The sequence below is a fragment of the Actinoplanes sp. CA-051413 genome (assembly GCF_050955795.1).
In the GTDB taxonomy this organism is placed as follows: Bacteria; Actinomycetota; Actinomycetes; order Mycobacteriales; family Micromonosporaceae; genus Actinoplanes.
On the sequence record NZ_CP192100.1, the window covers coordinates 6,188,398 to 6,213,340 of the forward strand.

General features: G+C 71.0%; 23 protein-coding genes. 14 read left to right on the plus strand and 9 right to left on the minus strand.

Annotation, left to right across the window (positions count from 1 at the left end):
- Positions 1 to 2: 2 nt before the first annotated feature.
- From ACQP2Y_RS29215 to ACQP2Y_RS29255, 9 genes are all read left to right on the plus strand, one after another.
- The gene (locus ACQP2Y_RS29215) at positions 3 to 1,757 is read left to right on the plus strand and encodes an acyl-CoA dehydrogenase (protein ID WP_433718280.1); all 1,755 of its coding nucleotides are present in this window, start codon (positions 3 to 5) and stop codon (positions 1,755 to 1,757) included.
- Complete coding sequence (locus tag ACQP2Y_RS29220) at positions 1,748 to 2,521, plus strand: glycerophosphodiester phosphodiesterase (RefSeq protein ID WP_433718281.1); 774 nt, start codon at positions 1,748 to 1,750, stop codon at positions 2,519 to 2,521. Before ACQP2Y_RS29215 ends, ACQP2Y_RS29220 begins: the two co-directional genes overlap by 10 nt.
- Before the next feature lie 89 nt (positions 2,522 to 2,610).
- The gene (locus ACQP2Y_RS29225) at positions 2,611 to 5,154 is read left to right on the plus strand and encodes an alpha-L-arabinofuranosidase C-terminal domain-containing protein (RefSeq protein ID WP_433718283.1); all 2,544 of its coding nucleotides are present in this window, start codon (positions 2,611 to 2,613) and stop codon (positions 5,152 to 5,154) included.
- The gene (locus ACQP2Y_RS29230; protein ID WP_433718284.1) at positions 5,151 to 6,548 is read left to right on the plus strand and encodes a family 43 glycosylhydrolase; all 1,398 of its coding nucleotides are present in this window, start codon (positions 5,151 to 5,153) and stop codon (positions 6,546 to 6,548) included. Before ACQP2Y_RS29225 ends, ACQP2Y_RS29230 begins: the two co-directional genes overlap by 4 nt.
- A gap of 25 nt (positions 6,549 to 6,573) precedes the next feature.
- Positions 6,574 to 7,974 (plus strand): dihydrolipoyl dehydrogenase, encoded by a 1,401-nt coding sequence (gene lpdA, locus ACQP2Y_RS29235; protein WP_433718286.1) that lies wholly within the window; start codon positions 6,574 to 6,576, stop codon positions 7,972 to 7,974.
- Positions 7,975 to 8,063: 89 nt separating this feature from the next.
- On the plus strand, positions 8,064 to 8,720 hold the full coding sequence (locus tag ACQP2Y_RS29240) for a PH domain-containing protein (RefSeq protein WP_433718287.1): 657 nt from the start codon (positions 8,064 to 8,066) through the stop codon (positions 8,718 to 8,720).
- Positions 8,704 to 9,273 carry a TetR/AcrR family transcriptional regulator gene (locus ACQP2Y_RS29245; RefSeq protein WP_433718288.1) on the plus strand — a complete coding sequence of 190 codons (570 nt, stop codon included), beginning with the start codon at positions 8,704 to 8,706 and terminating at the stop codon, positions 9,271 to 9,273. Before ACQP2Y_RS29240 ends, ACQP2Y_RS29245 begins: the two co-directional genes overlap by 17 nt.
- A gap of 15 nt (positions 9,274 to 9,288) precedes the next feature.
- Complete coding sequence (locus tag ACQP2Y_RS29250; protein ID WP_433718289.1) at positions 9,289 to 10,083, plus strand: PmoA family protein; 795 nt, start codon at positions 9,289 to 9,291, stop codon at positions 10,081 to 10,083.
- A complete protein-coding gene (locus tag ACQP2Y_RS29255) occupies positions 10,080 to 10,532 on the plus strand; it encodes a hypothetical protein (RefSeq protein WP_433718290.1) in 453 nt (150 codons plus the stop codon). The genes ACQP2Y_RS29250 and ACQP2Y_RS29255 overlap by 4 nt, the downstream gene beginning before the upstream one ends.
- Before the next feature lie 2 nt (positions 10,533 to 10,534).
- Here the strand turns inward: ACQP2Y_RS29255 and ACQP2Y_RS29260 are convergent, their stop codons facing one another.
- The 9 genes from ACQP2Y_RS29260 to ACQP2Y_RS29300 all read right to left on the minus strand — a co-directional run bounded on the left by ACQP2Y_RS29260 (position 10,535) and on the right by ACQP2Y_RS29300 (position 19,844).
- Complete coding sequence (locus tag ACQP2Y_RS29260; RefSeq protein WP_433732108.1) at positions 10,535 to 10,930, minus strand: pentapeptide repeat-containing protein; 396 nt, start codon at positions 10,928 to 10,930, stop codon at positions 10,535 to 10,537.
- 414 nt (positions 10,931 to 11,344) lie between these two features.
- Positions 11,345 to 11,695 carry a hypothetical protein gene (locus ACQP2Y_RS29265; protein ID WP_433718291.1) on the minus strand — a complete coding sequence of 117 codons (351 nt, stop codon included), beginning with the start codon at positions 11,693 to 11,695 and terminating at the stop codon, positions 11,345 to 11,347.
- 14 nt (positions 11,696 to 11,709) lie between these two features.
- The gene (locus tag ACQP2Y_RS29270; protein ID WP_433718293.1) at positions 11,710 to 12,672 is read right to left on the minus strand and encodes a hypothetical protein; all 963 of its coding nucleotides are present in this window, start codon (positions 12,670 to 12,672) and stop codon (positions 11,710 to 11,712) included.
- A gap of 125 nt (positions 12,673 to 12,797) precedes the next feature.
- The gene (locus ACQP2Y_RS29275; protein WP_433718294.1) at positions 12,798 to 13,151 is read right to left on the minus strand and encodes a DUF1330 domain-containing protein; all 354 of its coding nucleotides are present in this window, start codon (positions 13,149 to 13,151) and stop codon (positions 12,798 to 12,800) included.
- 40 nt (positions 13,152 to 13,191) lie between these two features.
- Positions 13,192 to 14,346 carry a Gfo/Idh/MocA family protein gene (locus tag ACQP2Y_RS29280; RefSeq protein ID WP_433718295.1) on the minus strand — a complete coding sequence of 385 codons (1,155 nt, stop codon included), beginning with the start codon at positions 14,344 to 14,346 and terminating at the stop codon, positions 13,192 to 13,194.
- A complete protein-coding gene (locus tag ACQP2Y_RS29285; protein ID WP_433718296.1) occupies positions 14,343 to 15,833 on the minus strand; it encodes a mannitol dehydrogenase family protein in 1,491 nt (496 codons plus the stop codon). Before ACQP2Y_RS29285 ends, ACQP2Y_RS29280 begins: the two co-directional genes overlap by 4 nt.
- Positions 15,824 to 17,125 carry an enolase C-terminal domain-like protein gene (locus tag ACQP2Y_RS29290; protein WP_433718298.1) on the minus strand — a complete coding sequence of 434 codons (1,302 nt, stop codon included), beginning with the start codon at positions 17,123 to 17,125 and terminating at the stop codon, positions 15,824 to 15,826. Before ACQP2Y_RS29290 ends, ACQP2Y_RS29285 begins: the two co-directional genes overlap by 10 nt.
- The gene (gene uxaC, locus ACQP2Y_RS29295; RefSeq protein WP_433718300.1) at positions 17,122 to 18,525 is read right to left on the minus strand and encodes a glucuronate isomerase; all 1,404 of its coding nucleotides are present in this window, start codon (positions 18,523 to 18,525) and stop codon (positions 17,122 to 17,124) included. The genes ACQP2Y_RS29290 and uxaC overlap by 4 nt, the downstream gene beginning before the upstream one ends.
- A 50-nt stretch (positions 18,526 to 18,575) precedes the next feature.
- Positions 18,576 to 19,844, minus strand: a complete 1,269-nt coding sequence (locus ACQP2Y_RS29300) for a Gfo/Idh/MocA family protein (RefSeq protein WP_433732110.1) — start codon at positions 19,842 to 19,844, stop codon at positions 18,576 to 18,578.
- Positions 19,845 to 20,133: 289 nt separating this feature from the next.
- Between ACQP2Y_RS29300 and ACQP2Y_RS29305 the strand changes: the two genes are divergently transcribed.
- From ACQP2Y_RS29305 to ACQP2Y_RS29325, 5 genes are read left to right on the plus strand one after another with little or no spacing between them, the layout of a single operon-like run.
- Positions 20,134 to 21,186 carry a LacI family DNA-binding transcriptional regulator gene (locus ACQP2Y_RS29305; protein WP_360821324.1) on the plus strand — a complete coding sequence of 351 codons (1,053 nt, stop codon included), beginning with the start codon at positions 20,134 to 20,136 and terminating at the stop codon, positions 21,184 to 21,186.
- Positions 21,187 to 21,191: 5 nt separating this feature from the next.
- Complete coding sequence (locus ACQP2Y_RS29310) at positions 21,192 to 22,529, plus strand: ABC transporter substrate-binding protein (RefSeq protein ID WP_433718302.1); 1,338 nt, start codon at positions 21,192 to 21,194, stop codon at positions 22,527 to 22,529.
- 38 nt (positions 22,530 to 22,567) lie between these two features.
- Positions 22,568 to 23,524: a carbohydrate ABC transporter permease gene (locus ACQP2Y_RS29315; RefSeq protein WP_433732112.1), complete on the plus strand. Its 957-nt coding sequence runs from the start codon at positions 22,568 to 22,570 to the stop codon at positions 23,522 to 23,524.
- Positions 23,524 to 24,354 (plus strand): carbohydrate ABC transporter permease, encoded by an 831-nt coding sequence (locus tag ACQP2Y_RS29320; protein ID WP_433718304.1) that lies wholly within the window; start codon positions 23,524 to 23,526, stop codon positions 24,352 to 24,354. The genes ACQP2Y_RS29315 and ACQP2Y_RS29320 overlap by 1 nt, the downstream gene beginning before the upstream one ends.
- On the plus strand, positions 24,351 to 24,935 hold the full coding sequence (locus ACQP2Y_RS29325; RefSeq protein ID WP_433718306.1) for a DUF624 domain-containing protein: 585 nt from the start codon (positions 24,351 to 24,353) through the stop codon (positions 24,933 to 24,935). Before ACQP2Y_RS29320 ends, ACQP2Y_RS29325 begins: the two co-directional genes overlap by 4 nt.
- Positions 24,936 to 24,943: the final 8 nt, after the last annotated feature.

Consider the following 24,943-nt stretch of genomic DNA (forward strand, 5'->3'; position numbering starts at 1 on the left):
TGATGGCGTCCAGCATCCTCTCGCAGCGCGACCTCGAGTTCCTGCTCTACGAGTGGCTCGACGTGGCCGGGCTGACCTCCCGGCCGCGCTTCGCCGAGCACTCCCGCGAGACGTTCGACGCCTTCCTGGAGGTCTCCGCGCAGATCGCCGAGCGTGAGTTCGCGCCCCACAACCGGCGCAACGACGCCGAGGAGCCGCGCTTCGACGGCGAGCGGGTGCACATCATCCCGGAGGTCAAGGCCGCGCTGACCGCGTTCAACGACTCCGGGCTGCTGGCCGGGTCGATGGACGAGGCGGTCGGCGGGCTGCAGCTGCCGCACGTGATGGCCCGGGCCTGCTTCGCGTGGTTCCAGGCCGCCAACATCGCCACCTCGGCGTACCCGCTGCTGACCATGGCGAACGCCAACCTGCTGCTCACCCACGCCGCGCCCGAGCACGTCGCCCGGTTCGTGGAGCCCATGCTGGACGGCCGCTTCACCGGCACGATGTGCCTGTCCGAGCCGCAGGCCGGCTCCTCGCTGAGCGACGTCACCACGCGCGCGGTGCCGGCCGGTGACGGGAGCTACCGGGTCACCGGCAGCAAGATGTGGATCTCCGGCGGCGATCACGAGCTCAGCGAGACAATCGTGCACCTGGTGCTGGCCCGGGTCGCCGGGGCACCGGCCGGAGTGAAGGGCCTGTCACTCTTCATCGTGCCCAAGCACCTGGTCGGCGACGACGGCCGGGTGGGCGCGCGCAACGGCGTGGAGCTGGCCGGGCTGAACCACAAGATGGGCTTCCGGGGCACGACCAACGCGGTGCTGTCGTTCACCGACAGCGAGGCGTACCTGGTCGGCGAGGAGGGGCGTGGGCTGGCCTACATGTTCCAGATGATGAACGAGGCGCGGATCGGCGTGGGCGCCGGCGCGGTGGCGCTGGGCTACACGGGTTATCTGCACGCGCTGGCGTACGCCCGCGAGCGCCTGCAGGGCCGCCCGGTGGCCGGCAAGGATCCGGTCGCCCCGCCGGTGCCGATCATCCGGCACCCGGACGTGCGCCGGATGCTGCTGGCGTCCAAGACCTACGTCGAGGGCGGCCTGGCCCTGGTCCTGTACGCGGCCAAGCTCGTCGACGAGCAGGAGACCGGTGACCCCTCGGCGGCCGCCGAGGCGCAGCTGCTGCTGGACGTGCTGACGCCGATCGTCAAGGCGTGGCCGTCGCAGTGGTGCCTGCTGGCCAACGACCACGCCATCCAGGTGCACGGTGGCTACGGCTACACCCGGGAGTATCCGGTCGAGCAGTTCTACCGCGACAACCGGCTCAACCCGATCCATGAGGGCACCGACGGCATCCAGGGCCTGGACCTGCTGGGCCGCAAGGTGGTCATGCGCGACGGGGCCGGCCTCAAGCTGCTGGTCAGCACGATCCGCCAGGCCGCCGGGCGCGCGCCGGCCGAGCTCGCCGACTATGCCCGGCTGCTGGAGGCGGGCTGCGAGCGGCTGGTCGAGGTCACCGGCAAGCTCTGGTCGGACGGCGATCCGGAACGCGCGCTGGCCAACTCGACCGCCTACCTGAACGCCGCCGGTCACCTGGTCATCGCGTGGATGTGGCTGGAGCAGGCGAGCGCCGCGGCGGGCCGGGAGGGCTCGTTCTACGACGGCAAGCGCCTCGCCGCCCGCTACTTCTTCACGCACGAGCTGCCCCGAACCACGGCTTGGTTCGAGCTGTTGGAGAGCGGGGACACCCTGCTGGCCGAGCTGGACGACGCGTGTCTGTAGGGGCCCGCCTGCCCTTCCTGGACTCCCCCACCCCGCTGGCGTTCGCCCATCGCGGCGGGGCCGCCGCCGGCGACGAGAACACGGCGGAGGCGTTCGCGCGGGCGATCGCCCTGGGCTTCCGGTACGTCGAGACGGACGTGCACGCCACCGCGGACGGCGTACCGGTGGTCTTCCACGACGCCTCGCTGGATCGGCTCACCGGCACCGCGGGCCGAGTGGCCGACCTGCGCTGGGCCGACCTGGCGACGCTGCGGATCGGCGGGGCGGGCGCGGTGCCCCGCCTGGACGAGGTGCTGGCCGCCTGGCCGCAGATCCGGTTCAACATCGACGTCAAGGCCGACACCGCGACGGGTCCGACGGTCGACGTGATCCGGCGCAGCGACGCCGCCGACCGGGTGCTGCTGGCCTCGTTCAGCGACGCGCGGCTGGCCCGGGTGCGGGCGCTGGCCGGCCCGCGGGTGGCGACCTCCTTGGGCCGGGGCGAGGTGGCGCGGCTGCGGCTGTCGTCCTGGGCGGGCACACCGCTGCGGCTGCCGGCCTCGGCGGTCGCGGCCCAGGTCCCGACCCGCCACGGCCGGGTGCCCATCGTGGACCGGCGGTTCATCACCCGGGCGCACCGGCTGGGCCTGCAGGTACACGTCTGGACGATCGACGATCCGGCGGAGATGGACCGGCTGCTCGACCTGGGCGTGGACGGCATCATGACCGACCGCCCCGAGGTGCTGCGCGAGGTCTACACGACTCGCGGGCTCCCGCTCTCATAACAACAAGTTCGGTTACGAGGGCATTGACGGCGTGTTATGCGTCGATGATAATCGGCCTGCGTTGTTAACGTTCACATAGGAGGACACAGATGTCCCCGTACCGTGCGCTCCTCGGTCTCGCGACCGTGACGGTGCTGCTCGCCACCGTCGGCGGCGCGGCGCCGGGCCTGGCTCAGGCCCCGGCCACCCCGCCCGACTACACGATCACCGTCGACCGGGGCGCCACCGGACCGGAGATCGCCGACTCCATGTACGGCGTCTTCTTCGAGGACATCAACTTCGCGGCTGACGGCGGCCTCTACGCCGAGCTGGTCCGCAACCGCTCCTTCGAGTTCCTCCCGGCCGACAACGCCGCCTACAACGGGCTGACCGCCTGGACGCCCGGCGCGGAGGCCGGCGGCGCGGGCACGGCGACCACCGCCGACGACGCGGCCCGGCTCAACGAGCGCAACCGCACCTACCTCAAGCTGGCGCTGACCAACCCGGCCGGCGGGCGCTACGGCGTCACGAACGCGGGGTACAACACCGGTTTCGCGGTGACCCGCGGGGCCACGTACGACTTCTCGGTCTGGGCCCGCAGCGACTCCCCCGCCGGCACGCCGCTGTCGGTGACCCTGCGCGACAGCGCTGGTCAACCGCTCGCCGCGCCGGTCTCGCTCACCATTCGCGGTGACTCCTGGACGCGCTACCCGGCCACCGTCCGGGCGACCCGCACCACCGACGCCGGCCGGCTGGCCGTGCTCGCCGGCGGCACCGGCACCCTGCGCCTGGACATGGTCTCGCTGTTCCCCCGCGACACCTACAAGGCCCGCCCCAACGGCCTGCGCAAGGACCTCGCCGACAAGATCGCCGCGCTGCGTCCCGGCTTCGTGCGCTTCCCCGGCGGCTGCCTGGTCAACACCGGCAGCATGGCCGGCTACGACGCGGCGGCGAACTACCCGCGAGCGCGCTCGTACCAGTGGAAGGACACCGTCGGGCCGGTCGAGACGCGGGCCACCAACGCCAACTTCTGGGGCTACAACCAGTCCTACGGGCTGGGCTACTACGAGTACTTCCAGTTCTCCGAGGACATCGGCGCGATGCCGCTGCCCGTGCTGCCGGCGCTGGTCACCGGCTGCGGGCAGAACCGGGCGACCGACGACCCGGCCCTGCTGCAGCGCCACATCCAGGACGCCCTCGACCTGATCGAGTTCGCCAACGGCCCGGTCACCTCGACGTGGGGCAAGCTGCGCGCGCAGATGGGCCACCCGAAGCCGTTCGGGCTGACCCACGTGGCCGTGGGCAACGAGGAGAACCTGCCGAACGAGTACTTCGCCAACTTCCTGAAGTTCCGCGAGGCCATCGCCGCGAAGTACCCGCAGATCGTCGTGGTGAGCAACTCCGGGCCGGACGACCAGGGCGCGACCTTCGACAACCTGTGGGCCAAGAACAAGGCCGCCGGGGTGGCCATGGTCGACGAGCACTACTACAACAGCCCGGCCTGGTTCCTGAGCAACAACAAGCGCTACGACTCCTACGACCGCAACGGCCCGAAGGTCTTCCTCGGTGAGTACGCGTCGCTGGACAACAAGCTGTTCAACTCGCTGGCCGAGGCGTCGTACATGACCGGGCTGGAACGCAACGCCGACGTGGTCAAGCTGGCCTCGTACGCGCCGCTGCTGGCCAACATCGACCACGTGCAGTGGAAGCCGGACATGATCTGGTTCGACAACGACGAGTCCTGGGGCTCGACCAGCTACCAGATGCAGAAGCTGTTCATGAACAACGTGGGTGACCGCGTGGTGCCCAGCAGGTCGACGGGCAAGGTGGTCCAGCCCAAACCCATCACCGGAGCCGTCGGCCTCTCCACCTGGGCCACCGCGGCCACCTACGACGACATCAAGGTGACCGCCCCGGACGGCGCTGTGCTGTTCAGCGACAACTTCTCCGGCGGCGCCGGGCAGTGGACGCCGGTGGAGCCGCGCGGCGCCTGGTCGGTCGTCGACGGCGCCTACCGCCAGACCGACACGGCCGCGCTGGACACCCTGGTCAAGGCGGGCAACATCACCGCCACCGACTACGACCTGACGCTCAAGGCCACCAAGCAGGCCGGCGCCGAGGGCTTCCTGGTCGCGTTCGGCGTGCAGCCCTCCGGCGAGCTCTACTGGTGGAACCTGGGCGGCTGGAACAACACCCAGGGCGCGATCCAGAAGGGTGCCGGCGGGTCCAAGGAGATTGTGCTGGCCAAGCCGAACTCGATCACCACCGGGACCACGTACGACATCCGCATCGAGGTCCGCGGCACCCAGGTGCGGCTGTTCCTCAACGGCGCCGAGTGGGGCAGCTTCACCGACGACCAGGTGACCGAGCCGTTCGCCCAGGTCGTCACCCAGGACGACAAGACCGGCGAGCTCATCGTCAAGGTGGTCAACGCCCAGGACGAGCCGGCCGTGACCACCGTGGACCTCGGCGGGCGCAAGGTCGCCAAGCAGGCCCGGATGACCGTCATCACCGGCGACCCGCAGGAGCAGAACACCCGCTCGGCCGAACCGATCCAGCCGGTCACCACGACCGTCAACGGCATCTCCGCGAAGTTCACCCGCACCTTCGCGGCGAACTCCGTGACCTTCCTGCGCATCCGGAGGACCTCGTGAACGACATCAGCCGCCGTACCCTGCTGCTGGGAGGGGTGGGCGCGGGCGTCGTCCTGGCCGCCTCCCCGGCGCAGGCCCGCAAGGCCCGTACCGACGCCCAGATCTACGGCGTGACCACCCGCAACCCGCTCATCGAGCAGCGCGCCGACCCGTTCATCACCCCGCGGCACCGGGGCCGCTACTACTTCACCGGCTCGGTCCCCGAGTACGACCGGATCGTCGTCCGCGGCGCCACCACCATCGACGGGCTGGCCACCGCGGCCGAGTCGGTGGTCTGGCGCCGCCCGGCGACCGGGAAGATGGGTGGCCACATCTGGGCGCCGGAGCTGCACCGCATCGACGGCAAGTGGTACATCTACTTCGCCGCCGGCGACTCCGACGACGTCTTCCGGATCCGGATGTACGTGCTCGAATCGGCCGCGGCCGACCCCACCGACCCGGCCGGCTGGACGCTGAAGGGCCAGATCGCCACCGAGTGGGAGAGCTTCTCGCTGGACGCCACCACCTTCGCCCACCGCGGGCGGCGCTACCTGGTGTGGGCCCAGAGCGAGCCGGAGATCGCGGTCAACACCAGCCTCTACATCGCCGAGATGAGCTCGCCCTGGGCGCTGAAGAGCAAGCCCACCCGGATCGCCACCCCCACGAAGAGCTGGGAGATCCAGGGCTTCAAGGTCAACGAGGGCCCCGCGGTGCTGATCCGCAACGGCCGGGTCTTCCTGACCTTCTCGGCCAGCGCCACTGACGCCCGCTACTGCATGGGCCTGCTGACCGCGGACGCCCGCGCCGACCTGCTGGCCAACTCGTCGTGGACCAAGAGCCCGGACCCGGTCTTCGTGACCCGGCCGGAGACCGACCGGTACGGCCCGGGGCACAACAGCTTCACGGTGGCCGAGGACGGCGTCACGGACGTGCTGGTCTACCACGCCCGCGACTACCGCGACATCACCGGCGACCCGCTGTACGACCCCAACCGGCACACCCGGGTGCAGCGCCTGTACTGGCACCCGGACGGCACGCCGCTGTTCGGCGTACCGGTCGGCGCCGGCGGCCCGATCGTGCGGCTGTCCCCCGCCGACACCCCGCGGCAGTTCATCACCCACGACGGCACCGCGCTGGTGGTCCGCCCGCCGGATCATGCGCTCGCCACGACGCAGTTCCGCTTCGTCGGCGGCGCCGGCGGCGTCGAGCACCTGCAGTCGGTCGATTTCCCCGACCGGCACGTGCGGATCGTGGACGGCGTGGTCCTCCTCGAGGCGGGCACCCCGACCGGCTTCCGCCGGGTGCCGCGGGGCCGCGGCGTCCACCTCCAGCTGGCCGAGGACCCCACCCGCTACCTGCGGCACCGCAACGGGGTGGTGGTGACGGGCGCCGCGTCCGTCTTCCTCCTCAGCTGAGCCCCTCCTGCGGGATACTTGACCCATGAGTGAGCACTACGACCTGATCGTCCTCGGCGCGGGACCCGGTGGCTACGTCGCCGCGATCCGCGCCGCCCAGCTCGGCCTGCGGACCGCGGTGGTGGAGGAGAAGTACTGGGGCGGCGTCTGCCTGAATGTCGGCTGCATCCCGTCGAAGGCGCTGCTGCGCAACGCCGAGCTGGCGCACATCTTCCACACCCAGGCCAAGACCTTCGGCATGAGCGGGGACGTGAGCTTCGACTTCGGCGTGGCCTTCGACCGCAGCCGTACGGTCGCCGACGGCCGGGTCAAGGGCGTGCACTACCTGATGAAGAAGAACAAGATCATGGAGTACGACGGCCGGGGCGTGTTCCGCGACGCCAACTCCGTCGACGTGACGCTGAGCTCCGGTGGCACCGAGACGCTGACCTTCGACAACGCGATCATCGCCACCGGCTCGACGGTGCGCCTGCTGCCCGGTGTCGAGCTGAGCGACAACGTGGTGACGTACGAGACCCAGATCATGGACCGCGACCTGCCGTCCTCGATCGTCATCGTCGGGGCCGGCGCGATCGGCATGGAGTTCGGCTACGTCCTGAAGAACTACGGCGTGGACGTCACCATCATCGAGTACCTCGACCGGGCCCTGCCCAACGAGGACGCCGACGTCTCCAAGGAGATCACCAAGCAGTACCGCAAGCTCGGCATCCCGATCCTGACCTCGGCCAAGGTCGAGACGGTGACCGACAAGGGCTCCTCGGTCGTGGTCAGCTACACCGCGAAGAACGGCAAGAACGAGACCATCGAGGCCGACCGGGTGATGATGTCGGTCGGCTTCGCCCCCCGCGTCGAGGGCTACGGCCTGGAGAACACCGGGGTCAAGCTCACCGACCGCGGCGCGATCGAGATCGACGACCACATGCGGACCAACATCGCTCACCTGTACGCGATCGGCGACGTGACCGCGAAGCTCCAGCTCGCCCACGTCGCGGAGGCGCAGGGTGTGGTGGCCGCGGAGACGATCGCCGGCGCGGAGACGATGACGCTGGGCGACTACCGGATGATGCCGCGGGCGACGTTCTGCCAGCCGCAGGTGGCCAGCTTCGGCCTGACCGAGCAGCAGGCCCGAGACGAGGGCTACGACGTCAAGGTGTCGACGTTCCCGTTCACCGCGAACGGCAAGGCGCACGGCCTGGCCGAGCCGACCGGCTTCGTCAAGCTGGTCGCCGACGCGAAGTACAACGAGCTGCTGGGCGGGCACCTGATCGGCCCGGACGTCTCCGAGCTGCTGCCGGAGCTGACGCTGGCCCAGAAGTGGGACCTCACGGCGAACGAGCTGGCCCGCAACGTGCACACCCACCCGACGCTGAGCGAGGCCCTGCAGGAGGCGTTCCACGGCCTCACCGGCCACATGATCAACCTCTGATCCGCGACGAGGCCGGTCCCACCCAGGGCCGGCCTCTTCCCGGCCGCTTTTATATTGCAGTCGTATTGCAAAACGAGTAGCCTGGGGTCATGCAGGTTCTCCCGCTCCTCCACCGGGCCGCCACCACAGAGGCGGCTATGTGGCGCAGCATGTATCTGTGGGCCCGCCGCAAGCCCGTGACCCCGGCCCCGGGCGACCAGGCGTTCAGCTACCTGGGCATGGTCACCCCGATCCTCGGCGTCTTCATCGGCCTCTCGGTGGTCGAGATCCCGATCCTCGACCTGATCATCCGCAAGGTGGTGCCCTGGGAGCCGGCCCGCTGGATCATGCTGGCGATCAGCGTCTGGGGTCTGCTGTGGATGATCGGCCTGTTCGCCAGCCTGAAGATCAACCCGCACATCGTGGGCCCCGCCGGGATCCGGGTGCGGATGGGCGCGGCGCACGACCTCACCGTGGCGTGGACCGACGTCGACACGGTCAGCAAGGCCTACCGCACGTTGCCGTCGAGCAAGTCGGTGCAGATCGAGCCGCACGGCGACCGTACGGTGCTCAACCTGCCGACCGGCAGCCAGACCGCCGTCGACATCAAGCTGCGCCACCCGGTGAGCTACCCCCTGCCCAAGGGCCCGTCCGAGCCCGCCGACGAGCTCCGGATCTACGTCGACGACCCCGACGGTTTCGTACGGGCCTGCCGGCAGGCGACCGGCGCCGAGCATGCGACCATGCGCCATGCCCAAGAAGGTTGATCCGGAGGAACGGCGCCGGCTGATCGCCGACGCCCTGATGCGCGTGGCCGCGGACCAGGGCCTCGAATCGGTGAGCCTGCGCCACGTGGCGGCCCAGGCGGGCGTGTCGGCCGGGATGGTGCAGCACTACTTCAGCAGCCGCGACGAGATGATGTCCTTCGCGCTGACGGTCGTCCGCGAACGCAGCCAGCGCAAGGTCACCGAGGCGCTGGCCGGGCTGGGCGCCGACCCGCCACCCCGGCTGCTGCTGCGCACGATGATCGCGGCACTGCTGCCGCTGGACGACGAGAGCCGCGACAACGGGCGGGTGGCGCTGGCTTTCCTGGCGTACACGGCGGTCCGCCCGGCCGCGGCGGCCGAACTGCACGACGACACCGCCCAGATGGTCGACTTCGTGGCAAGCATGCTGAAGGTCCCGGACCCGGTCGGCGCCGCGGCGAGCCTGCTGGCCCTGATGGAGGGGCTGGGCATCTACGTGCTCGGCGGCCAGTACACGGCCCAGCGGGCCCTGCAGGCCCTCGACGCCCACCTGGACCTGCTGTTCCCGGCCTGAGGTAACGTCCGGGGCATGCGCCTGGCAGTGGGAGACGTCGATGTCGCCGAGTACGTCCCGGAGCCGGAGGTCGACGCGCTGAACGGCCCGCGGCCGTACCTGCACCCGGTGCGCACACTGGCCGGCGTGCCGGTGACGGACGTCCTGCCGGAGGACCACCAATGGCACCTGGGCGTCTCGGTCGCGATGCAGGACGTCAACGGCGTCAACCTGTGGGGCGGCCGCACCTACGTACGCGACCAGGGCTACACCTGGCTCGACGACCACGGCCGGATCATCCACGCCCAATGGCTGGCGCGGGCGGCCGACAGCTTCAGCGAGCGGCTGCTCTGGCTGGGCACGCAGGACGAGACCCTGCTGACCGAAACCCGGACGGTGGCGGCCCGGGCGGTCCCGCTGGGCTGGGAGCTCTCCTTCTCGTACGAGCTGAGCACGATCCAGCCGGTGACCCTGGGCAGCCCGGCCACCAACGGCCGCCCCGGAGGCGCCGGCTACGGCGGCTTCTTCTGGCGCGCAACCCCCGGCCCGACCACAACCTTCACGGCGTCCCGGACGGGCGAGGAATCAGTCAACGGCAGCGACGAGCCGTGGGTGGCGCTGACCGGCCCGGGCCCGTACACGCTGGTCTTCCGCGGCCTCAGCGACGACGACCGCTGGTTCGTCCGCACGGGCGCGGGTGGCTACAACGGGGTGTGCGCGGCCCTGGCCTTCGAAAAAACAGTCACGGTGACGCCGGACGCGCCGCTCTCCCGAAACCTGACCATCCTGGTGGCCGACGGGGCGCTGACCCGGGAGCAGATCACGGCATGACGCCGGGTCCCAACCGCAGGGCGGCCGGCGAGGTCTGGCCGCTGATCTCTCTGTGGCTGGGCCTGGGCACCTACGACGCCGACGGCCCGGCTGTCCGGCGCGGGGCGGCGTTCGTGGCGGTGCAGACGGTCGTCGCCGTCGCCCTCGCCGCGGCGTTGTCGCTGGGCAAGGCCGCCATCGTGAACGGCGACCTGTCCCGGGGCTGGCTCTTCGGTCTGCTCGTCCCGATGCTGCCACTCATCGCGGGCGTCGCGCGGACGCCGCCCGGCCTTGCGATCGCGCTCACCGCCGCGGTGCCGGCCGGGCTCCTGACCGGAGGCCTGGTGTGGCTGGCCCTCGGCACGGTCGCGGACGGGTTCTGGCTCTGGTTCGCCGCGATCGCGGCCGGAGCCCTGACCGCCGGCCCGGCCTTCGGCGCCCTGGCCCGCGACGAGCCGACCCGGCCGTAGCGCTACCGACAGACCGAATGCGTATCCGGCCGCTCAACGCCGCTGGGCAGCGTGGTCTTCTGATCCACCAGGGCACACCGGATCTGCCCGGTGGTCAGGTTCCTCGCCTTGCTGACGTCAGCGCCGCGGAGGTCCGCGCGGCCGAGCTCAGCCCGAGCCAGATCGACGTTCCCGAGCGTTGCACCGCGAAAGTCAGTGCCGGAGAGCTCGGCCCGAGAGAGATCCACAGCCGCGCCGGGATGGGGCCGTCGCATCAGCACATCGATGGCAGCTTGCACGTTCGTCGCCTGCCGGGCCGCCGGGGCGATCCCTTCCTCAGTGATGGTCTTCGCGTGCACGCGGACATACGCGCCCAGGACGGCGATGACGGCGCGCTCCTTGCCCGGCGCATCGTGCATCAGACTCTCGAGGGCGTAGATGCCTCCGAACCGCACGTCCTGCGCGTCCGACCCGAGCTGGTCGACAGCCTTGCCGAAGCAGTCGGTCTCCTGCCCCCGCTCGACGACCCGCTGCTGGTCACTCGCCTGCCGAAGCTGAAGGCCAGTCCGGCGCCGACCGTCAATGCCGAGAGGATCGCCGCCAGAGCGAGCCCCCACTGCGGCCAGTCAGGCATTCCCTTGGCCGCGGCCCGGTCGGACGGCTGACCGACGGCAGCTGCCTCCGGGGCACATCCGCGCTGCGGAGTTGCAACAAAGCGCTGCGGATCAGCGGTCCTGCGGCGGGTCGGCGGCATACCCGTCCAACGACGATGTCCCGATGCAGTTCCCACCTATCCGGCGCTCTGAAGCGCAGCCGCTGATTTTCCGGCGGCCTCAGGCCGGGTGTCCCGGATATCGGGCGACGACCGCGGCGGCCGGAGCGGTGCCGTCGGTCAGGAGGAGCACCAGTTCGTCGAGCATGACCTCGAGGTCGTCGAGCGCGGTCAGGTCGTAGTGCTTGTTGACCATGCGGTCGTCGGTGAGCCGGATCGTGCTGAGCTCCGCCTCGCCGCTGACCCAGATCATGAGGTCACCGACCAGCTCAGCCGACTCGAACTCAGCCTTCACCACGGCCTTGCCCCAGTTCGGCAGCACCGGCCCGATGGTCCAGGCCAGTCCGAGCCGCTCCCAGGTCCCGGCCCGGGCGGTCAGGGCGGGTGCCAGCTCCCGCAGCGGAAAGTCCACGCCAGGACTATCGGTCAGGGCCGGTTCCACCGCAACTGTTCGCAGGCCAGCGCCACCGCCGTGCCCGAGGTGGGGATTCTGGTCAGGCCGGCGTTCAGTTCGGTGTCGCTGCGGGAGTCGAGGTCGGCCGCGAAGGTCTGGTTGATGTCGTACAGGCAGGCGGCGTAGGTGAAGCTCGCCTCCTGGCCGTTGTCGCTGCCCACGTGGACCTTGCCGGACCATCGGCTGCCGCTCACCAGGCCCTTCGAGCCCGGGTAGTGCCGCCCGTCCGGCGCCTGGACGAACAGCATCAGCTGGTGTCCGGCGGCCAGGACACCGCTGAACGCACCACCCAGCGCCATGATCTTCTCCGAGGTCTCGCACGACGACGGTGTGCAGCTCATCGACGCGGACACCGCCGCCTTCTTGACCGGGGCTTTTGTCGAGGGCCGGGACGTGGGCCTGGAGGTGACCTCCCGCGCCGCCGGCTGTTCCTGCGGTGCTCCGGGTATGACCACGGGGTCGACGGTCGCGGTCGCTGTGGGCTTCACCTTCTTGCCCGGGGTGGCGGCGACCGACCGGTTCGCCGACGGGCCGGACTGGGACGGGCCCGGCGCGGCTGCTTCGGCCGACGCGGGTTCGCTCTTCAGCCGGTCGGCGAGGCCGATGCCGGCGAGCGTGCCGCAGACGATGACCGCGCACGCCGCGGCTATCACCCGGGCGGCGGATTCGCGGTACTTCGCCTGCCCGGGGCCGAACAGGGCGATCAGGCCGAGCACGACGATCACGATGTTGACGACGAAGAGCAGGTCGCTACGGGCCAGGGTGGCGACCTGGGCGACGTTGGCGAACACGCCCAGCAGCTGCGGGATCGCCGTCGCGCCCGCGGCCGTGGCGACCACCCCGGCGATGGCGGTGCTGGCCGGCGCGGCTCCCCCACGAGCGGGCCGCTGACCGTCCGGCGCGGCGGGGTCCTCGACGTCGACTGCCCTTCTCACGATGCGCACGCCCTCTCAGCGGTGACCGTCGTACCCGGAAGGCCACCGGGGGTGCCGGGGCCATCACCTGATACGTCCGCACCGGCGATCCGGTCGAAGATCACCTGACTGAGCAGCAAATCTCCCTATCGGACATCCGACAGAAGGGCGTCGCGCAGCTTCGCGGCGGTCATCCGGGGGTGGTAGTCCCGGCCCACACCGTCGACGAGGATCACGTCGCCGGGGATGTTGTCCGTGCGCAGCTCCAGGATGCTCTGGTACGCCGCCGACGCGTACCAGGCCCGGATCGCGGCCAGGTCGGGGAACTCGATGATGACCACGGTGCCCGGCCAGCTGCCCTCCATGACCTCGACCTCTGCCCCGTGCACGAGGAAGCGGCCGCCGTACGGATCCATGGTTTCCTGGATGGCTTCCAGGTAACGCAGCACGTCCTCGTTGACGGTGGTCGGGCGCAGATGAGCTATCGCGTAAGCAGTCATGCCGCCAGCCTGGCCCGGCACCCGACGCCAGGCGATTACGTCACAGGTAACGAGCCACGTCCACCGCGTACGCCGGCACTGCCCAGGCCACCCCCGACTCCGACGGCAGCTTGAGCGTCTCCGCCGCCTCCCGCAGCACCGCGTTGATGCCCGGAATCACCTGCACCCGTTCCGGCCCGGAGCCCACCGCCTCCACGAACGTGTCGTCGATCAACGTCGGCGGGGCCGCCCCCGGCCCGGTCAGCGCCTGCACCACCGCGGTGAACGCCGCCGTCCGTTCCAGCGGGGCGACCAGCGCGACCCCGGCCCGGTCCCGCCGGTGCGCCACCAGGTTCTCCAGCAGGTCGATCCGGCCGGCCGGCGCGGTGATCCCGGGCAGGTCCAGGCGGTCGGTCGGATACTCCAGGGTGGAGCGGCCCGCCGATCCCGTCACGATCACGTCGCCGGCGATGAAGTCCTCCCCCGCCAGCGTCACCGCCGCCATCATCCGCAGCCCGCCGCGGAAGGTGATCCGGGCGAACGCCGTGTCGTCCACCTCTATGTCGCGGGTGCGGTACCGCTCGGCCTCCAGCAGCACCGGCTCGCCCGCGCCCGCCGCGGCCGCCACCGCGAGGCTCTGCATGACCGCGTGGGCCAGCGGGTTGACCAGTGCACCGTCGAGCACCGGGCGGCCGTCGACCACCCGGCGGCCGGACCACGGGGCGCGGGCGTAGTAGGCGTCGTCGCGCCGCCACGACGCGACCGTGGCCACGCACTCGATGGCGCCGAGGCGGCCCGCGTGCACCGCGTCGAACAAGGTCTGGGCGGCCAGCGAGCCGAGCGCCTGGAAGCCGACCTGGCACGACCGGCCCGAGGACAGCACCGCCGCCTGCAGGGTCGCGTGCGCCTCGACCGTCGGCACCGGCGGCTTCTCCAGCAGCAGGTCGCAGCCCGCCGCCAGGGCGTCCAGGGCGATCGGCAGGTGGGTGTGCGGCGGCGTGCAGATCACCACGACGTCGGGGGTGGCGGCCGCGAGCAGCTCGCGGTGGTCGTTGAAGACTGCCACGCCGGGTGGGACCGGCGGCTCCGGGTCTATCGCCTGTACGTCGGCCAGCGCCACCAACCGCACCGACCCCGTCCGCTCCAGTTCGGCGATCCGCCGCCGGTGCGACCGCCCGTGCCCGTTCGCGCCGATCAACGCCACTGTCGCCGTCATGCCGCACCTGCCAAAGTTGCCTCGACACCGTGTTTGTCCAGCGCGGTCAGCCATTCGACGACCAGCGCCCGTACCGTCTCGTCGGTGGCCAGCGCGGCCGGGAACACCGTGTCCAGCCCGAACAGCGCCTCCGCCACGCCCGCCGGGGTGGACTGCGCGGCGGCCAGCCGTTCGCGGATCCGGTCCGCCAGCGGGTCGTCGAGCGGCAGCGCCTGCCCGTCGTCCGCCGTGCCCTGCACGTAGCGCATCCACGCCGCGACGACCAGGGCCGCCCAGCGGGGTGACGCTCCGGCCGCGCGCCGGTCGATGATCGTGTGCAGCACGCGCTGCGGCAGCTTCTGCGTGCCGTCCATCGCCACCTGGCGGGTGCGGTGCGCGATGGCCGGGTCCGCGAACCGGTCCAGCACCGAGGCGCCGTAACCGACGACCGAGACACCGGGCGGCGGATCGAGGCTGCCCGCCACGTCCTCCGCGACGAAGCGGGTCATCGCGGCGCGCATCCCGGGGATCTCCAGGGCGGCCGCGATGGTCTCGCGCCCGGCCAGCGCCCCGAGGTACGCGACAGCCGAGTGCACCCCGTTGAGCGTACGCAGCTTGAGCCGTTCCCACGGTCCGGCATCGTCGGTCAGCACCGCACCGGCGAGCTCCCAGGCGGGCCGCCCACCGGGGAAACGGTCCTCGATCACCCACTGCCGGTACGGCTCCCCGTGCACCGCCGCCAGATCCCGCGCACCGAGCGCGGCCGCCGCCAGCTCCAGCGTCGCCGGCGTGCTCGCGGGCACGATCCGGTCCACCATGGACCCGGGGAACGTCACGCTCGCGCCCAGCCACTCACCGAAGCCCGTCGAGTCCCCCGGCACGAGCTCCCGGGCCTGTTCCACCAGGCTGCGCACCCGGCGCCCGTTCGAGGGCAGGTTGTCGCAGCTGAGCACCGCGATCGGACCGGCGTCGGCGCGGCAGCGGGCGAGCAGGCCGCGCAGCAGCAGTCCGGGGATCGTCACCGGCGCCCGGTCGGTGCTCAGGTCGGCCCGCAGGTCCGCGTCGACGGTGAGCCGGCCGGTCGACGGGTCGAGCCGGTAGCCCTTCTCGGTGATGGTCAGCGTCACCACCCGTACCGTTGGATCGGCCAGCAGGGCGACCACCGCGCCGGGATCCGCCGCCGCATGCCGGACCCCCGCCAGGGAGCCGACCACCCGGGTGCCGGCGCCCTCGCCGGACATCGTGGTCACGCTGAACAGCCGGTCCTGGGCCCAGAGGTCGGCGACGATCTGCGCGGAGCGCGGCGCCACGCCGATGATGCCCCAGTCACCGCCGGCCGCGGCGATCGCCTCCTCGGTGTAGACCGCCTGGTGCGCCCGGTGGAAGGCGCCGAGCCCGAGGTGCACGATCCCGGCCCGGACGTCGCCGGGGCGCACCAGCGGATGGCTGCGCGCCGGCAGCCGGCTCAGGGAGCTCAGCCCCAGCAGCGGCGTGGTGGTCACCGCCATGCCGGTCCGTCAGGGAAGGAGAACTCCGCGATCGAGGCGGGACGCATGGTGGCGCTGTAACCGGGCTGGTCCGGCAGCAGGTAGCGGCCCTCGCGGGTGCGTACCGGGTCCTCGAAGTGCTCGTGCAGGTGGTCCACGTACTCGATCATGCGGCCCTCCAGAGCCGTGCCGACCCGCAGGTAGTCGAAGATCGCCACGTGCTGGACCAGCTCGCACAGCCCGACCCCGCCCGCGTGCGGGCAGACCGGGATGCCGAACTTGGCCGCCAGCAGCAGTTCGGCCAGCACCTCGTTGACGCCGGCCACCCGGCACGCGTCGACCTGCATGACGCCGATCGCCTGGGCCTGGAGCAGCTGCTTGAAGATCACCCGGTTGGCGGCGACCTCACCGGTCGCCACCCGGCAGGCGCCGCCGGTGAGCTCGTCGACGGCGCGCCGGATCCGGGCGTGGCCGAGCACGTCGTCGGCGTGCGTCGGCTCCTCGATCCAGTACGGGCCGAACGCGGCGAGCCGGGTCATCGCGACGATCGCCTCGTCGACGTCCCACACCTGGTTGGCGTCCATCATCAGCAGCGCGTCGGGACCGATCTCCTCGCGGATGATGCCCGCGCGCCGGACGTCGTCGTCGAGGTCACCGCCGACCTTCATCTTCATGGCCCGCCAGCCCTCGTCGTACGCCGTCCGGGCCAGCGCCCGCACCTTGTCGTCCGGGTAGCCCAGCCAGCCCACCGAGGTCGTGTACGACGGGAAGCCGTCACGGGCCACGTCAGCGAGGCGCTCGGACAGGCCCACCCGGCCCTTGTCGAGGATCGCCGCCGCCTCGGCCGGGGTCAGCGCGTCGCTGATGTGGTGGAAGTCGACGCAGGCGACGAGCTCCTCGGTCGACATCTCGGCGAGCAGCTGCCACAGCGGCGCCCCGGCGGACTTGGCCCGCAGGTCCCACACCGCGTTGACCAGCGCCCCGGTGGCCAGCTGGATGACGCCCTTCTCCGGGCCGAGCCAGCGCAGCTGCGGGTCCGCGGTCAGACTCCGGACGAACGCGGCCGGGCCGGCGGCCAGTTCGCTCAGCGTCCGCCCGACCACGTGGTGGCTCAGTGCCCGGACCGCCGCGCAGGTCAGCTCATTGCCGCGGCCGTTGGTGAAGGTGAAGCCGGCGCCGACATGCGGCCCGTCGGTGCGCAGCTCCACGTACGTGGCCGAGTAGTCGCCGCGGTTGATGGCATCGGAGCCGTCGCCGGTCCTCGACGTCGGGAACCGGACGTCGTGCACGTCGACCTCGACGATCCTGGTCACAGCCGGAACACCTTCTTCGGCAGGTGGTACGCGAGGTCGGCGATGGTCTCGGCGGCCTCGTCGAGGGGCAGCCGCTCCTCGGCGACCAGCCGGGCCAGGTACGCCGCGTCGGCCCGCCGGGCGACCTCGTGCCGGACCGGGATCGAGCAGAAGGCCCGGGTGTCGTCGGTGAAGCCCGCGGTGTTGTAGAAGCCGGCGGTCTCGGTGACCGCGTCACGGAACCGGCGCAGCCCGTCCGGCGAGTCGAGGAACCACCAGGGCGCGCCGAGGTAGAGCGCGGCATATCCACCGGCGAGTGGGGCCAGCTCCCGGGTGAAGGTGTCCTCGTCGAGGGTGAAGAGCACCACCCGCAGCCGCGGGTCGTTGCCGTACGCGTCGAGCAGCGGCGTCAGGGCGTGCACGAAGTCCGTGGCCTGCGGGATGTCGCCGCCGACGTCGCGGCCGTGCCCGGTGTGCAGGCTCTTGTTGTGGTTGCGGACGGCACCGGGGTGCAGCTGCATGACCAGCCCGTCCTCGATCGACATCCGGGCGAACTCGACCAGCATGTGCGCGCGGAACTCCTCGGCGTCGGCCGCCGAGGCGCGCCCGCGCAGGCCGCGTTCGTACAGGCGGGCGGCTTCGGCGGCGGGCAGTTGCACCGTACGGGCGGTGGGGTGCCCGTGGTCGGAGGAGGTCGCGCCGGCAGCCTTGAACGCCTGCCGCCGGGACCACAGCGCGGCCAGGTAGCCCCGGTAGGTCGTGGTGTCGTCGCCGGTCAGCTCACCCAACCGGGCGATCCGCTCGGCCCAGCCCTCGAACTCCATGTCCACCACGTCGTCCGGGCGGAACGTGGTGATCACCCGGCCGCCGGGGCCACCCCAGCCGTCGGCTTCGAGCTTGGCGTGCCGGGTCAGCTCGTCCAGCGGCGACTCCGTGGTGGCCAGCACCTCGATGCCGAACTTCTCGAACAGCGCCCGGGGCCGGAAGGCGGGCTCGGCGAGCTTGGCGGCGATCTCGTCGTAGATCGCGTCGCCGGTCGCCGGGCCGAACCGGGTGGTCACCTCGAAGACCGAGGCGAAGGTGCGTTCCAGCCAGAGCCGCGACGGCGTGCCGCGGAACAGGTGCCAGTTCTCCGCGAGCAGCCGCCAGATCGCGCGGGGGTCGGTCTCGACCGGGTCACCGGTACGGCTGGGCACGCCGAGTCGCGCGAGCGGGATGCCCTGGCTGAGCAGCATCCGGGTGATGTAGTGGTCCGGGACGATGATCAGCCGGGCCGGGTCGGGGAACGGTTCGTCCTCGGCGAGCAGGCCGGGATCGACGTGGCCGTGCGGCGAGATCAGCGGCAGGTCGGCCACGAGCGCGTAGAGCTCACGGGCGATGTCGCGCTGGCGGGGTTCGGCCGCGAACAGCAGGTCTGACATGGACACCTCGTCGGGAAGGGACGGCTCAGGGCAGGTCGGGTCAGGGCAGGTCAGGGCAGGTCGAGCAGGTCGGCCACGCGGACCGGGGCCCCGGTCTCGATGGAGCGGTTGGCGGCGAGACCGGTGAGCAGGGCGAGCGCGCCGTCGCGGGCGGTGGCGGAACGCTCGAGCGGGTCCTTGGCCGCGCCGAAGAGCACGTCGGTCATCCGCGAGTCGGCGCCGCCGTGCCCCGACCGCGAGTACCCCGCCGGCAACGGCAGCTCACGCGGCGGCGCCCAGAACGGCCGCAGGGTCAGCGTGGCCCGGCCCTGTTCCTCGGCCTCGGTCACGCCGTGGATCGCGGCCCCCTTGACCTCGCCCGCACCCGCCGCGCTGACGTGATCGCTCTCGACCACCTCCAGCTCCAGGCGGCCCCGGCTGCCGTTGACCATCAGCCGGTAGCCCTCCCAGGGCGCGTACGCGGTCAGGTGGTACGTCATCGTGGCGCCGGTGTCGTAGCGCACCAGCACCGCCATGTCGTCCTCGATCGTCACGCCGGGCGCGAAGACGTTCTGGTCGCGCCGGTAGCCGTCGTCGGCCTCGGCGTCGAGGTACAGCTCGCGCAGCCGTGGGTTGTCCCGCAGACGCAGGGCGAACGGGTCGCCCTCGGCGGCGGGGGCGTCGTGGGCGCGCTCGTAGTCGCGGGCGTAGCCGTGGCGCTGCCCGGACTCGCCGTAGAAGAACAGCCGGCCGTCGGCGTACACCTGGGCCGGCTCGGCGCCGAGCCACCAGTTGACCAGGTCGAAGTGGTGGCCGGACTTGTGCACGAGCAGGCCACCGGAGTTGGCCTTGTCGCGGTGCCAGCGCCGGAAGTAGTCGGCGCCGTGCCGCACGTCGAGCAGCCATTCGAAGTGCACGGACCCGATCTCGCCGATCTCGCCGGCGGCCAGCACCTCGCGGACGGCCTCGTGCAGCGGGTTGAAGCGGTAGTTGAACGCCACCTGGACCCGCTTGCCGGTGCGCTCGACCGCGTCCAGGATGCGCCGGCAGCCCTCGGCGTCGACCGTCATCGGCTTCTCGGTGATGACGTCGCACCCGGCCTCCAGCGCGGCCACCACGTAGTCGGCGTGAGTCCGGTCCACGCTGGTGACCAGCACCTCGTCGACGCGTTCGGCGGCCAGCATGGTGGTGAACTCCGCCGCCGGGTACGTGGGCACCGCCGGTACGCCCAGCCCGGTCAGCCAGCGGTTGTGCGCCGCCATCCGGCTCGGGTTGACGTCGGCCAGGGCGACCAGCTCGGCCGTGCCGGCGTGGTCGACGGCCAGGGCCCGCAGGAACATCTCGGCCCGGGCCCCGGTACCGACGAGTGCGTAGCGCCGTCGTGCGTCCACCGCGTCTCCTCACTGCAAACGTTTGCAGCAGAACTAAACACGTCGATCGCTCGCCGTCAAGAATTCAGGGCGGCTACGTCCGTATTTATGCTAATTAGCGACCGTGACCTGCACATGCAATGCGGACAGCCGTCATGAACCTGCAACAAAAGGCCGTTGACACAGCTACAACCGTTTGCATTAATTGGCCCCCAGAGTGACCCCGACCACAGGGCACCCCATCGAAGGAAGGGCCGGCGTGCCAGCCACGATTCGCGACGTCGCACGGGAGTCCGGAGTCCACATCTCCACGGTCTCCCGCACGTTCTCGGCGCCGCACCTGGTCAACCCGGACACCCGTACCCGCGTGCTGGCCTGTGCCGAGCAGCTCGGCTACCGGCCCAACCGCGCCGCCCGGGCCCTGATCACCGGGCGCACCTACAACGTCGGCCTGATCGTGGCCGACATCGCCAACCCGTTCTTCCCGCCGCTGATCAAGGCGGCCGAGAGCCAGGCCCGGCAGCGCGACTACCACATCTTCGTCGCGGACTCCAACGAGGACGCCGCGGTCGAGGAGGACCTGGTCCGCGCCCTGGCCAAGCAGGTCGACGGCATCCTGCTGTGCAGCCCGCGGATGAGCAACAGCCTGATCGAGCTGCTCAGCCGCGAGGTGCCGCTGGTCGTGATCAACCGGCAGATCACCGGCCTGCCCACCGTCGTGATGGACGTGGCCCAGGGCGCCGGGCTCGCCGTCGACCACCTGGCCGGCCTCGGACACCGCCGGATCGGCCTGATCGCCGGGCCGCGCGGCTCCTGGACCAGCAAGGAGATCCGGCGCTCGGCGGCGCTGGCCGCCCGCGCCGGCGGTGCCGAGCTGACCGTCATCGGCCCCAACCCACCCACCGAGCACGGCGGCGCCGCCGTCGCCGAGCAGGTCCTGCGCAGCGGGGTCAGCGCCGTGCTCGCCTACAACGACCTCATGGCCATCGGCCTCATCGAGGGCCTGCACGCCCAGGGCGCGCGGGTCCCGGCGGACATCAGCGTCGTCGGCATCGACGACATCGCGCTGAGCCGCCTCATCCATCCCAAGCTGACCACGGTGGCCACACCTGCCGCCGCCGCGGGAAGAGCGGCCGTCGACATGCTCCTCGCGCACGGAGACGACCGTCGTACCACTGCCCATGCGAGCCTTCAGACCGAACTGGTCATCCGCGACTCGACGGGACCGGGCCCGGATCCGCACAGCCATGCGGATCCGGGCAACGCGGCAGCCGCCGCCCCCGAAGCTGTCGCCTCCTACGCCAAGGAGTGAGCACCATGTACCCGGACAAAGCCCCGCCGACGGACGCGCGAACCACGCGCCGCCACGGTACCGCGACCCGACGGCGGCTTCTCGCCGCGGCCCTGGTCATACCCCTGGCTCTCGGGGCCGCCGCCTGCGGCGGCGACGACGAGTCCAGCGACCCCAACAAGCCCGTCGAGCTGTCCTTTTTCTGGTGGGGCGCGGAGAACCGCGCCACGCTGACCGAGAAGGCGCTCAACCTCTACACCCAGAAACACCCGAACGTGACCTTCAAGAAGACCTGGCAGGCCAACCAGGGCTACTTCGACAAGCTGGCCACGCTCACCGCCGGCGGCAACGCCCCCGACGTGTTCCAGATCGACGACAACTTCATCGCCGAGTACGCCGGCCGCAACGTCACCCTGGACCTGACGCCGTACGCGGGCGACGGGCGGCTCGACCTGTCGAAGTTCCCGCCCGGTCTGAAGGACTACGGCATCGTCGACGGCAAGCTCGCCGGCGTGGCCTTCGGCGAGAACACCCAGGGCCTGGTCTTCAACAAGACCCTGCTGGACAAGTTCAAGCTGCCCTCCCCCACCACGGGGATGAGCTGGGAGGACCACATCGCCTGGGCGGAGAACGTCTCCAAGGTCGCCAAGGTGCCCGGCACCCAGGACGCCAGTGCCGTCTACCAGGCCTTCTGGGTCTGGCTCCGGCAGCAGGGCAAGGACCTGTACAAGGGCAAGGAGCTCGGCTTCACCGAGCAGGACGTCACCGCCTGGTTCGACCTCTGGAAGGGTGCCCGGGACCGCGGCGCGACCCCCACCCCGGACGTCATCCACGAGGGCAACGCCACCGACATCAGCAAGCAGCTGGTGGTCACCGGCAAGGCCGCGACCTCGTGGGTCTGGGCCAACCAGATGCCCGAACTGAAGAAGAACACCAAGGACGAGCTCGGCGTGGTGGCGTACCCCGGCGACCAGAAGGCCCAGTGGGCGCGCGCGTCGATGTACTTCTCGGTGTTCCGCGGCAGCCCGCACAAGGAGCAGGCCGTGGACGTGCTGAACTTCCTGGCCAACGACCCGGAGGCCGGCAAGATCCTGGGCACCGACCGGGGCCTGCCGTCCAACCTCGAGGTGCGCCAGCTGGTGGCCGACAGCGTCACCGACCCGAGCATGAAGCAGACCATCGCGGTGCAGACCGAGCTGGGCAAGACCTTCAGCTCGGCGCCGTCCGTACCGCTCAAGGGGCACAGCAAGCTGCGCAGTGAGCTGATCCGGATCGCCGAGGAGGTCCAGTACGGCCGCCAGACCCCGGCCCAGGGTGGCACCGCGTTCATCGCCGCGGCCAAGGCCGCGATCGGTCAGGGCTGACGACAGTCGTGACTACGGTGCGAACGGCCCAGAGCCGGATCGACCCCGCCGGCCCGGACCCTGCTGGTCAGCAGGGGCCGGGCCACCGGCGCGGGAAGCGGCACTCCGAGAACCTGCCCGGGTACCTGTTCCTGTCCCCGTGGCTGATCGGGCTGCTCGCGATCACGGCTGTCCCGATGCTGCTCTCGCTCTACCTCAGCTTCACCGACTACGACGTGCTAACGCCGCTGTCGGAGGCGAACTGGGTGGGCTGGGACAACTACCGGCAGATGTTCACGTCGGACCCGACCTACTGGCACGCGGTCCAGGTCACCCTGACGTTCGCGCTGGTCGCCGTGCCGCTCAAGCTGGCGGCCGCGCTCGGCGTGGCCCTGCTGCTCAACCGGGCCATGCGCGGCATCGGCGTGTTCCGGGGCCTGTTCTACCTGCCGTCGCTGCTGGGCGGGAGTGTGGCGCTGGCCATCGTGTGGGTCAGCATGTTCAACCGCGACGGCGCCTTCAACTCGTTCCTCGGCCTGTTCGGCATCGAGGGCGCGCCCTGGGTCAACGACCCGAAGTGGGCCCTGGAGACCCTGATGCTGCTGGCCATCTGGCAGTTCGGCGCGCCCATGGTGATCTTCCTGGCCGGGCTCAAGCAGGTGCCGACGGAGCTGTACGAGGCCGCCTCGGTCGACGGCGCCGGGCGGTGGCGGCAGTTCCGCAACGTCACCCTGCCGATGCTGTCCCCGGTGATCTTCTTCAACCTGGTGCTGGAGACGATCAACGGCTTCCAGGGCTTCACGTCCGCCTTCGTGCTCAGCAACGGCACCGGCGGGCCGGTCGACTCCACCCTGATGTACACGCTGAACCTCTACATCAAGGGCTTCGTCGAGCTGGACATGGGTTACGCCTCGGCGATGGCCTGGGTGTTCCTGCTCGCGATCGGCCTGATCACGGTGGTGCTGTTCCGCACCGGCCGGTTCTGGGTCCACTACTCCGACGCCGAGGAGCACTGATGCGCGGCCGGCTGCGCCTGCTCGTCCTGATCCTGATCCTGCTGGTGGTGCTCTACCCGCTGATCTGGATGGTGGGGACGTCCTTCAAGTCACCCGAGGAGATCGCCAGCAACATCGGGCTGCTGCCGGAGAGCTTCACGCCGGGCAACTTCAGCTCCGGCTGGCAGAAGTTCGACGTCAACTTCGGCCGGTTCTTCCTCAACAGCGCGATGGTCTCCGGGCTGACCGTGGTGGGCAACACGGTGTCCTGCCTGCTGGCCGCGTACGCCTTCGGCCGGCTGCGGTTCCGGATGCGCAAGTTCTGGTTCTCGATCATGATCGCGACCCTGCTGCTGCCCGGGCACGTGCTGATCATCCCGCAGTACATCCTGTTCCGGAACCTCGGCTGGGTCGGCGGCGAGTGGCCGTACCTGCCGCTGCTGGTGCCGCAGTTCCTGGCCACCGAGGCGTTCTTCGTGTTCCTGATGGTGCAATTCATGCGGGGCATCCCGCGCGAGCTGGACGAGGCCGCGAAGATCGACGGCGCGTCGCCGTACTCGATCTTCCAGCACGTCATCCTGCCACTGAGCCGGCCGGCCCTGGTGACCACGGCGATCTTCTCGTTCATCTGGACCTGGAACGACTTCTTCCGGCAGCTCGTGTTCCTGTCGGAACTGCAGGACTACACGGCACCGGTGGCGCTGACGCTGTTCATCGACTCGACGAGTGAGAGCTCGGTGGGGCCGATGTTCGCGATGTCGCTGCTGTCGCTGGTCCCGGTGTTCCTGTTCTTCGTGGCGTTCCAGCGCATGCTCGTCGAGGGCATCAACACCAGCGGGCTCAAGGGATGAGACGCGACTGGCGCGAGACCGTCCGGATCGCCACCGACCTGGCCCTGCTGGGCTTCCTGGTCACCCTCGCGGCGCTCCCGCTGGTCACGGCGGGCGCCGCGCTGGCGGCCGGCAGCGCGGCGGTGCACCACCACCTGGAGCACGACCGGTGGCCGACCGTCCGCGCGAGCTGGGCGACGTTCCGGCGCGCGCTGGCGCCCGGCCTGGTCGCCGGGCTGGCCACCGCGACGGCCGCGCTGCTGGTGGTCATCGACGTGCTGGCCGTACGCAACGGCACTGTCCCAGGCGGCGCACCGCTGGTGGCACTCACGGTGGCTCTCGCCGCGGCGGGTGCCGGCTACGGCGCGCTGGTGATCGTGGCGGTGGGCGCCGACCCGGAGCACAGCTGGCGGGCGGCCCTGGCCACGCTGCCCGGTCACGGCCGGGCGGCCGCGGCGGCGGGCGGAGTGGTCGTGCTGGCCGCGGTGCTCGCCGTGCTGGTGCACCCGGCGCTGGTGCCGGTGCTGACGGGGTACGCGCTCTTCGCGGTCCACGTCGTAACCCGGCGGATGTCGCCCGCGGAGTCACTGAACGCAGTGTGAGACATGCC

Coding starts and splice junctions, on each gene's coding strand:
- lpdA (WP_433718286.1), top strand. CDS start 6,574: ATGAGTGAGCACTACGACCTGATCGTCCTCGGCGCGGGACCCGGTGGC.
- ACQP2Y_RS29240 (WP_433718287.1), top strand. CDS start 8,064: ATGCAGGTTCTCCCGCTCCTCCACCGGGCCGCCACCACAGAGGCGGCT.
- ACQP2Y_RS29250 (WP_433718289.1), top strand. CDS start 9,289: ATGCGCCTGGCAGTGGGAGACGTCGATGTCGCCGAGTACGTCCCGGAG.
- ACQP2Y_RS29325 (WP_433718306.1), top strand. CDS start 24,351: ATGAGACGCGACTGGCGCGAGACCGTCCGGATCGCCACCGACCTGGCC.
- ACQP2Y_RS29225 (WP_433718283.1), top strand. CDS start 2,611: ATGTCCCCGTACCGTGCGCTCCTCGGTCTCGCGACCGTGACGGTGCTG.
- ACQP2Y_RS29300 (WP_433732110.1), bottom strand. CDS start 19,844: ATGTTCCTGCGGGCCCTGGCCGTCGACCACGCCGGCACGGCCGAGCTG.
- ACQP2Y_RS29310 (WP_433718302.1), top strand. CDS start 21,192: ATGTACCCGGACAAAGCCCCGCCGACGGACGCGCGAACCACGCGCCGC.
- ACQP2Y_RS29245 (WP_433718288.1), top strand. CDS start 8,704: ATGCCCAAGAAGGTTGATCCGGAGGAACGGCGCCGGCTGATCGCCGAC.
- ACQP2Y_RS29260 (WP_433732108.1), bottom strand. CDS start 10,930: ATGCACGATGCGCCGGGCAAGGAGCGCGCCGTCATCGCCGTCCTGGGC.
- ACQP2Y_RS29215 (WP_433718280.1), top strand. CDS start 3: ATGGCGTCCAGCATCCTCTCGCAGCGCGACCTCGAGTTCCTGCTCTAC.
- ACQP2Y_RS29285 (WP_433718296.1), bottom strand. CDS start 15,833: ATGGCGGTGACCACCACGCCGCTGCTGGGGCTGAGCTCCCTGAGCCGG.
- ACQP2Y_RS29320 (WP_433718304.1), top strand. CDS start 23,524: ATGCGCGGCCGGCTGCGCCTGCTCGTCCTGATCCTGATCCTGCTGGTG.
- ACQP2Y_RS29255 (WP_433718290.1), top strand. CDS start 10,080: ATGACGCCGGGTCCCAACCGCAGGGCGGCCGGCGAGGTCTGGCCGCTG.
- ACQP2Y_RS29275 (WP_433718294.1), bottom strand. CDS start 13,151: ATGACTGCTTACGCGATAGCTCATCTGCGCCCGACCACCGTCAACGAG.
- ACQP2Y_RS29280 (WP_433718295.1), bottom strand. CDS start 14,346: ATGACGGCGACAGTGGCGTTGATCGGCGCGAACGGGCACGGGCGGTCG.
- uxaC (WP_433718300.1), bottom strand. CDS start 18,525: ATGTCAGACCTGCTGTTCGCGGCCGAACCCCGCCAGCGCGACATCGCC.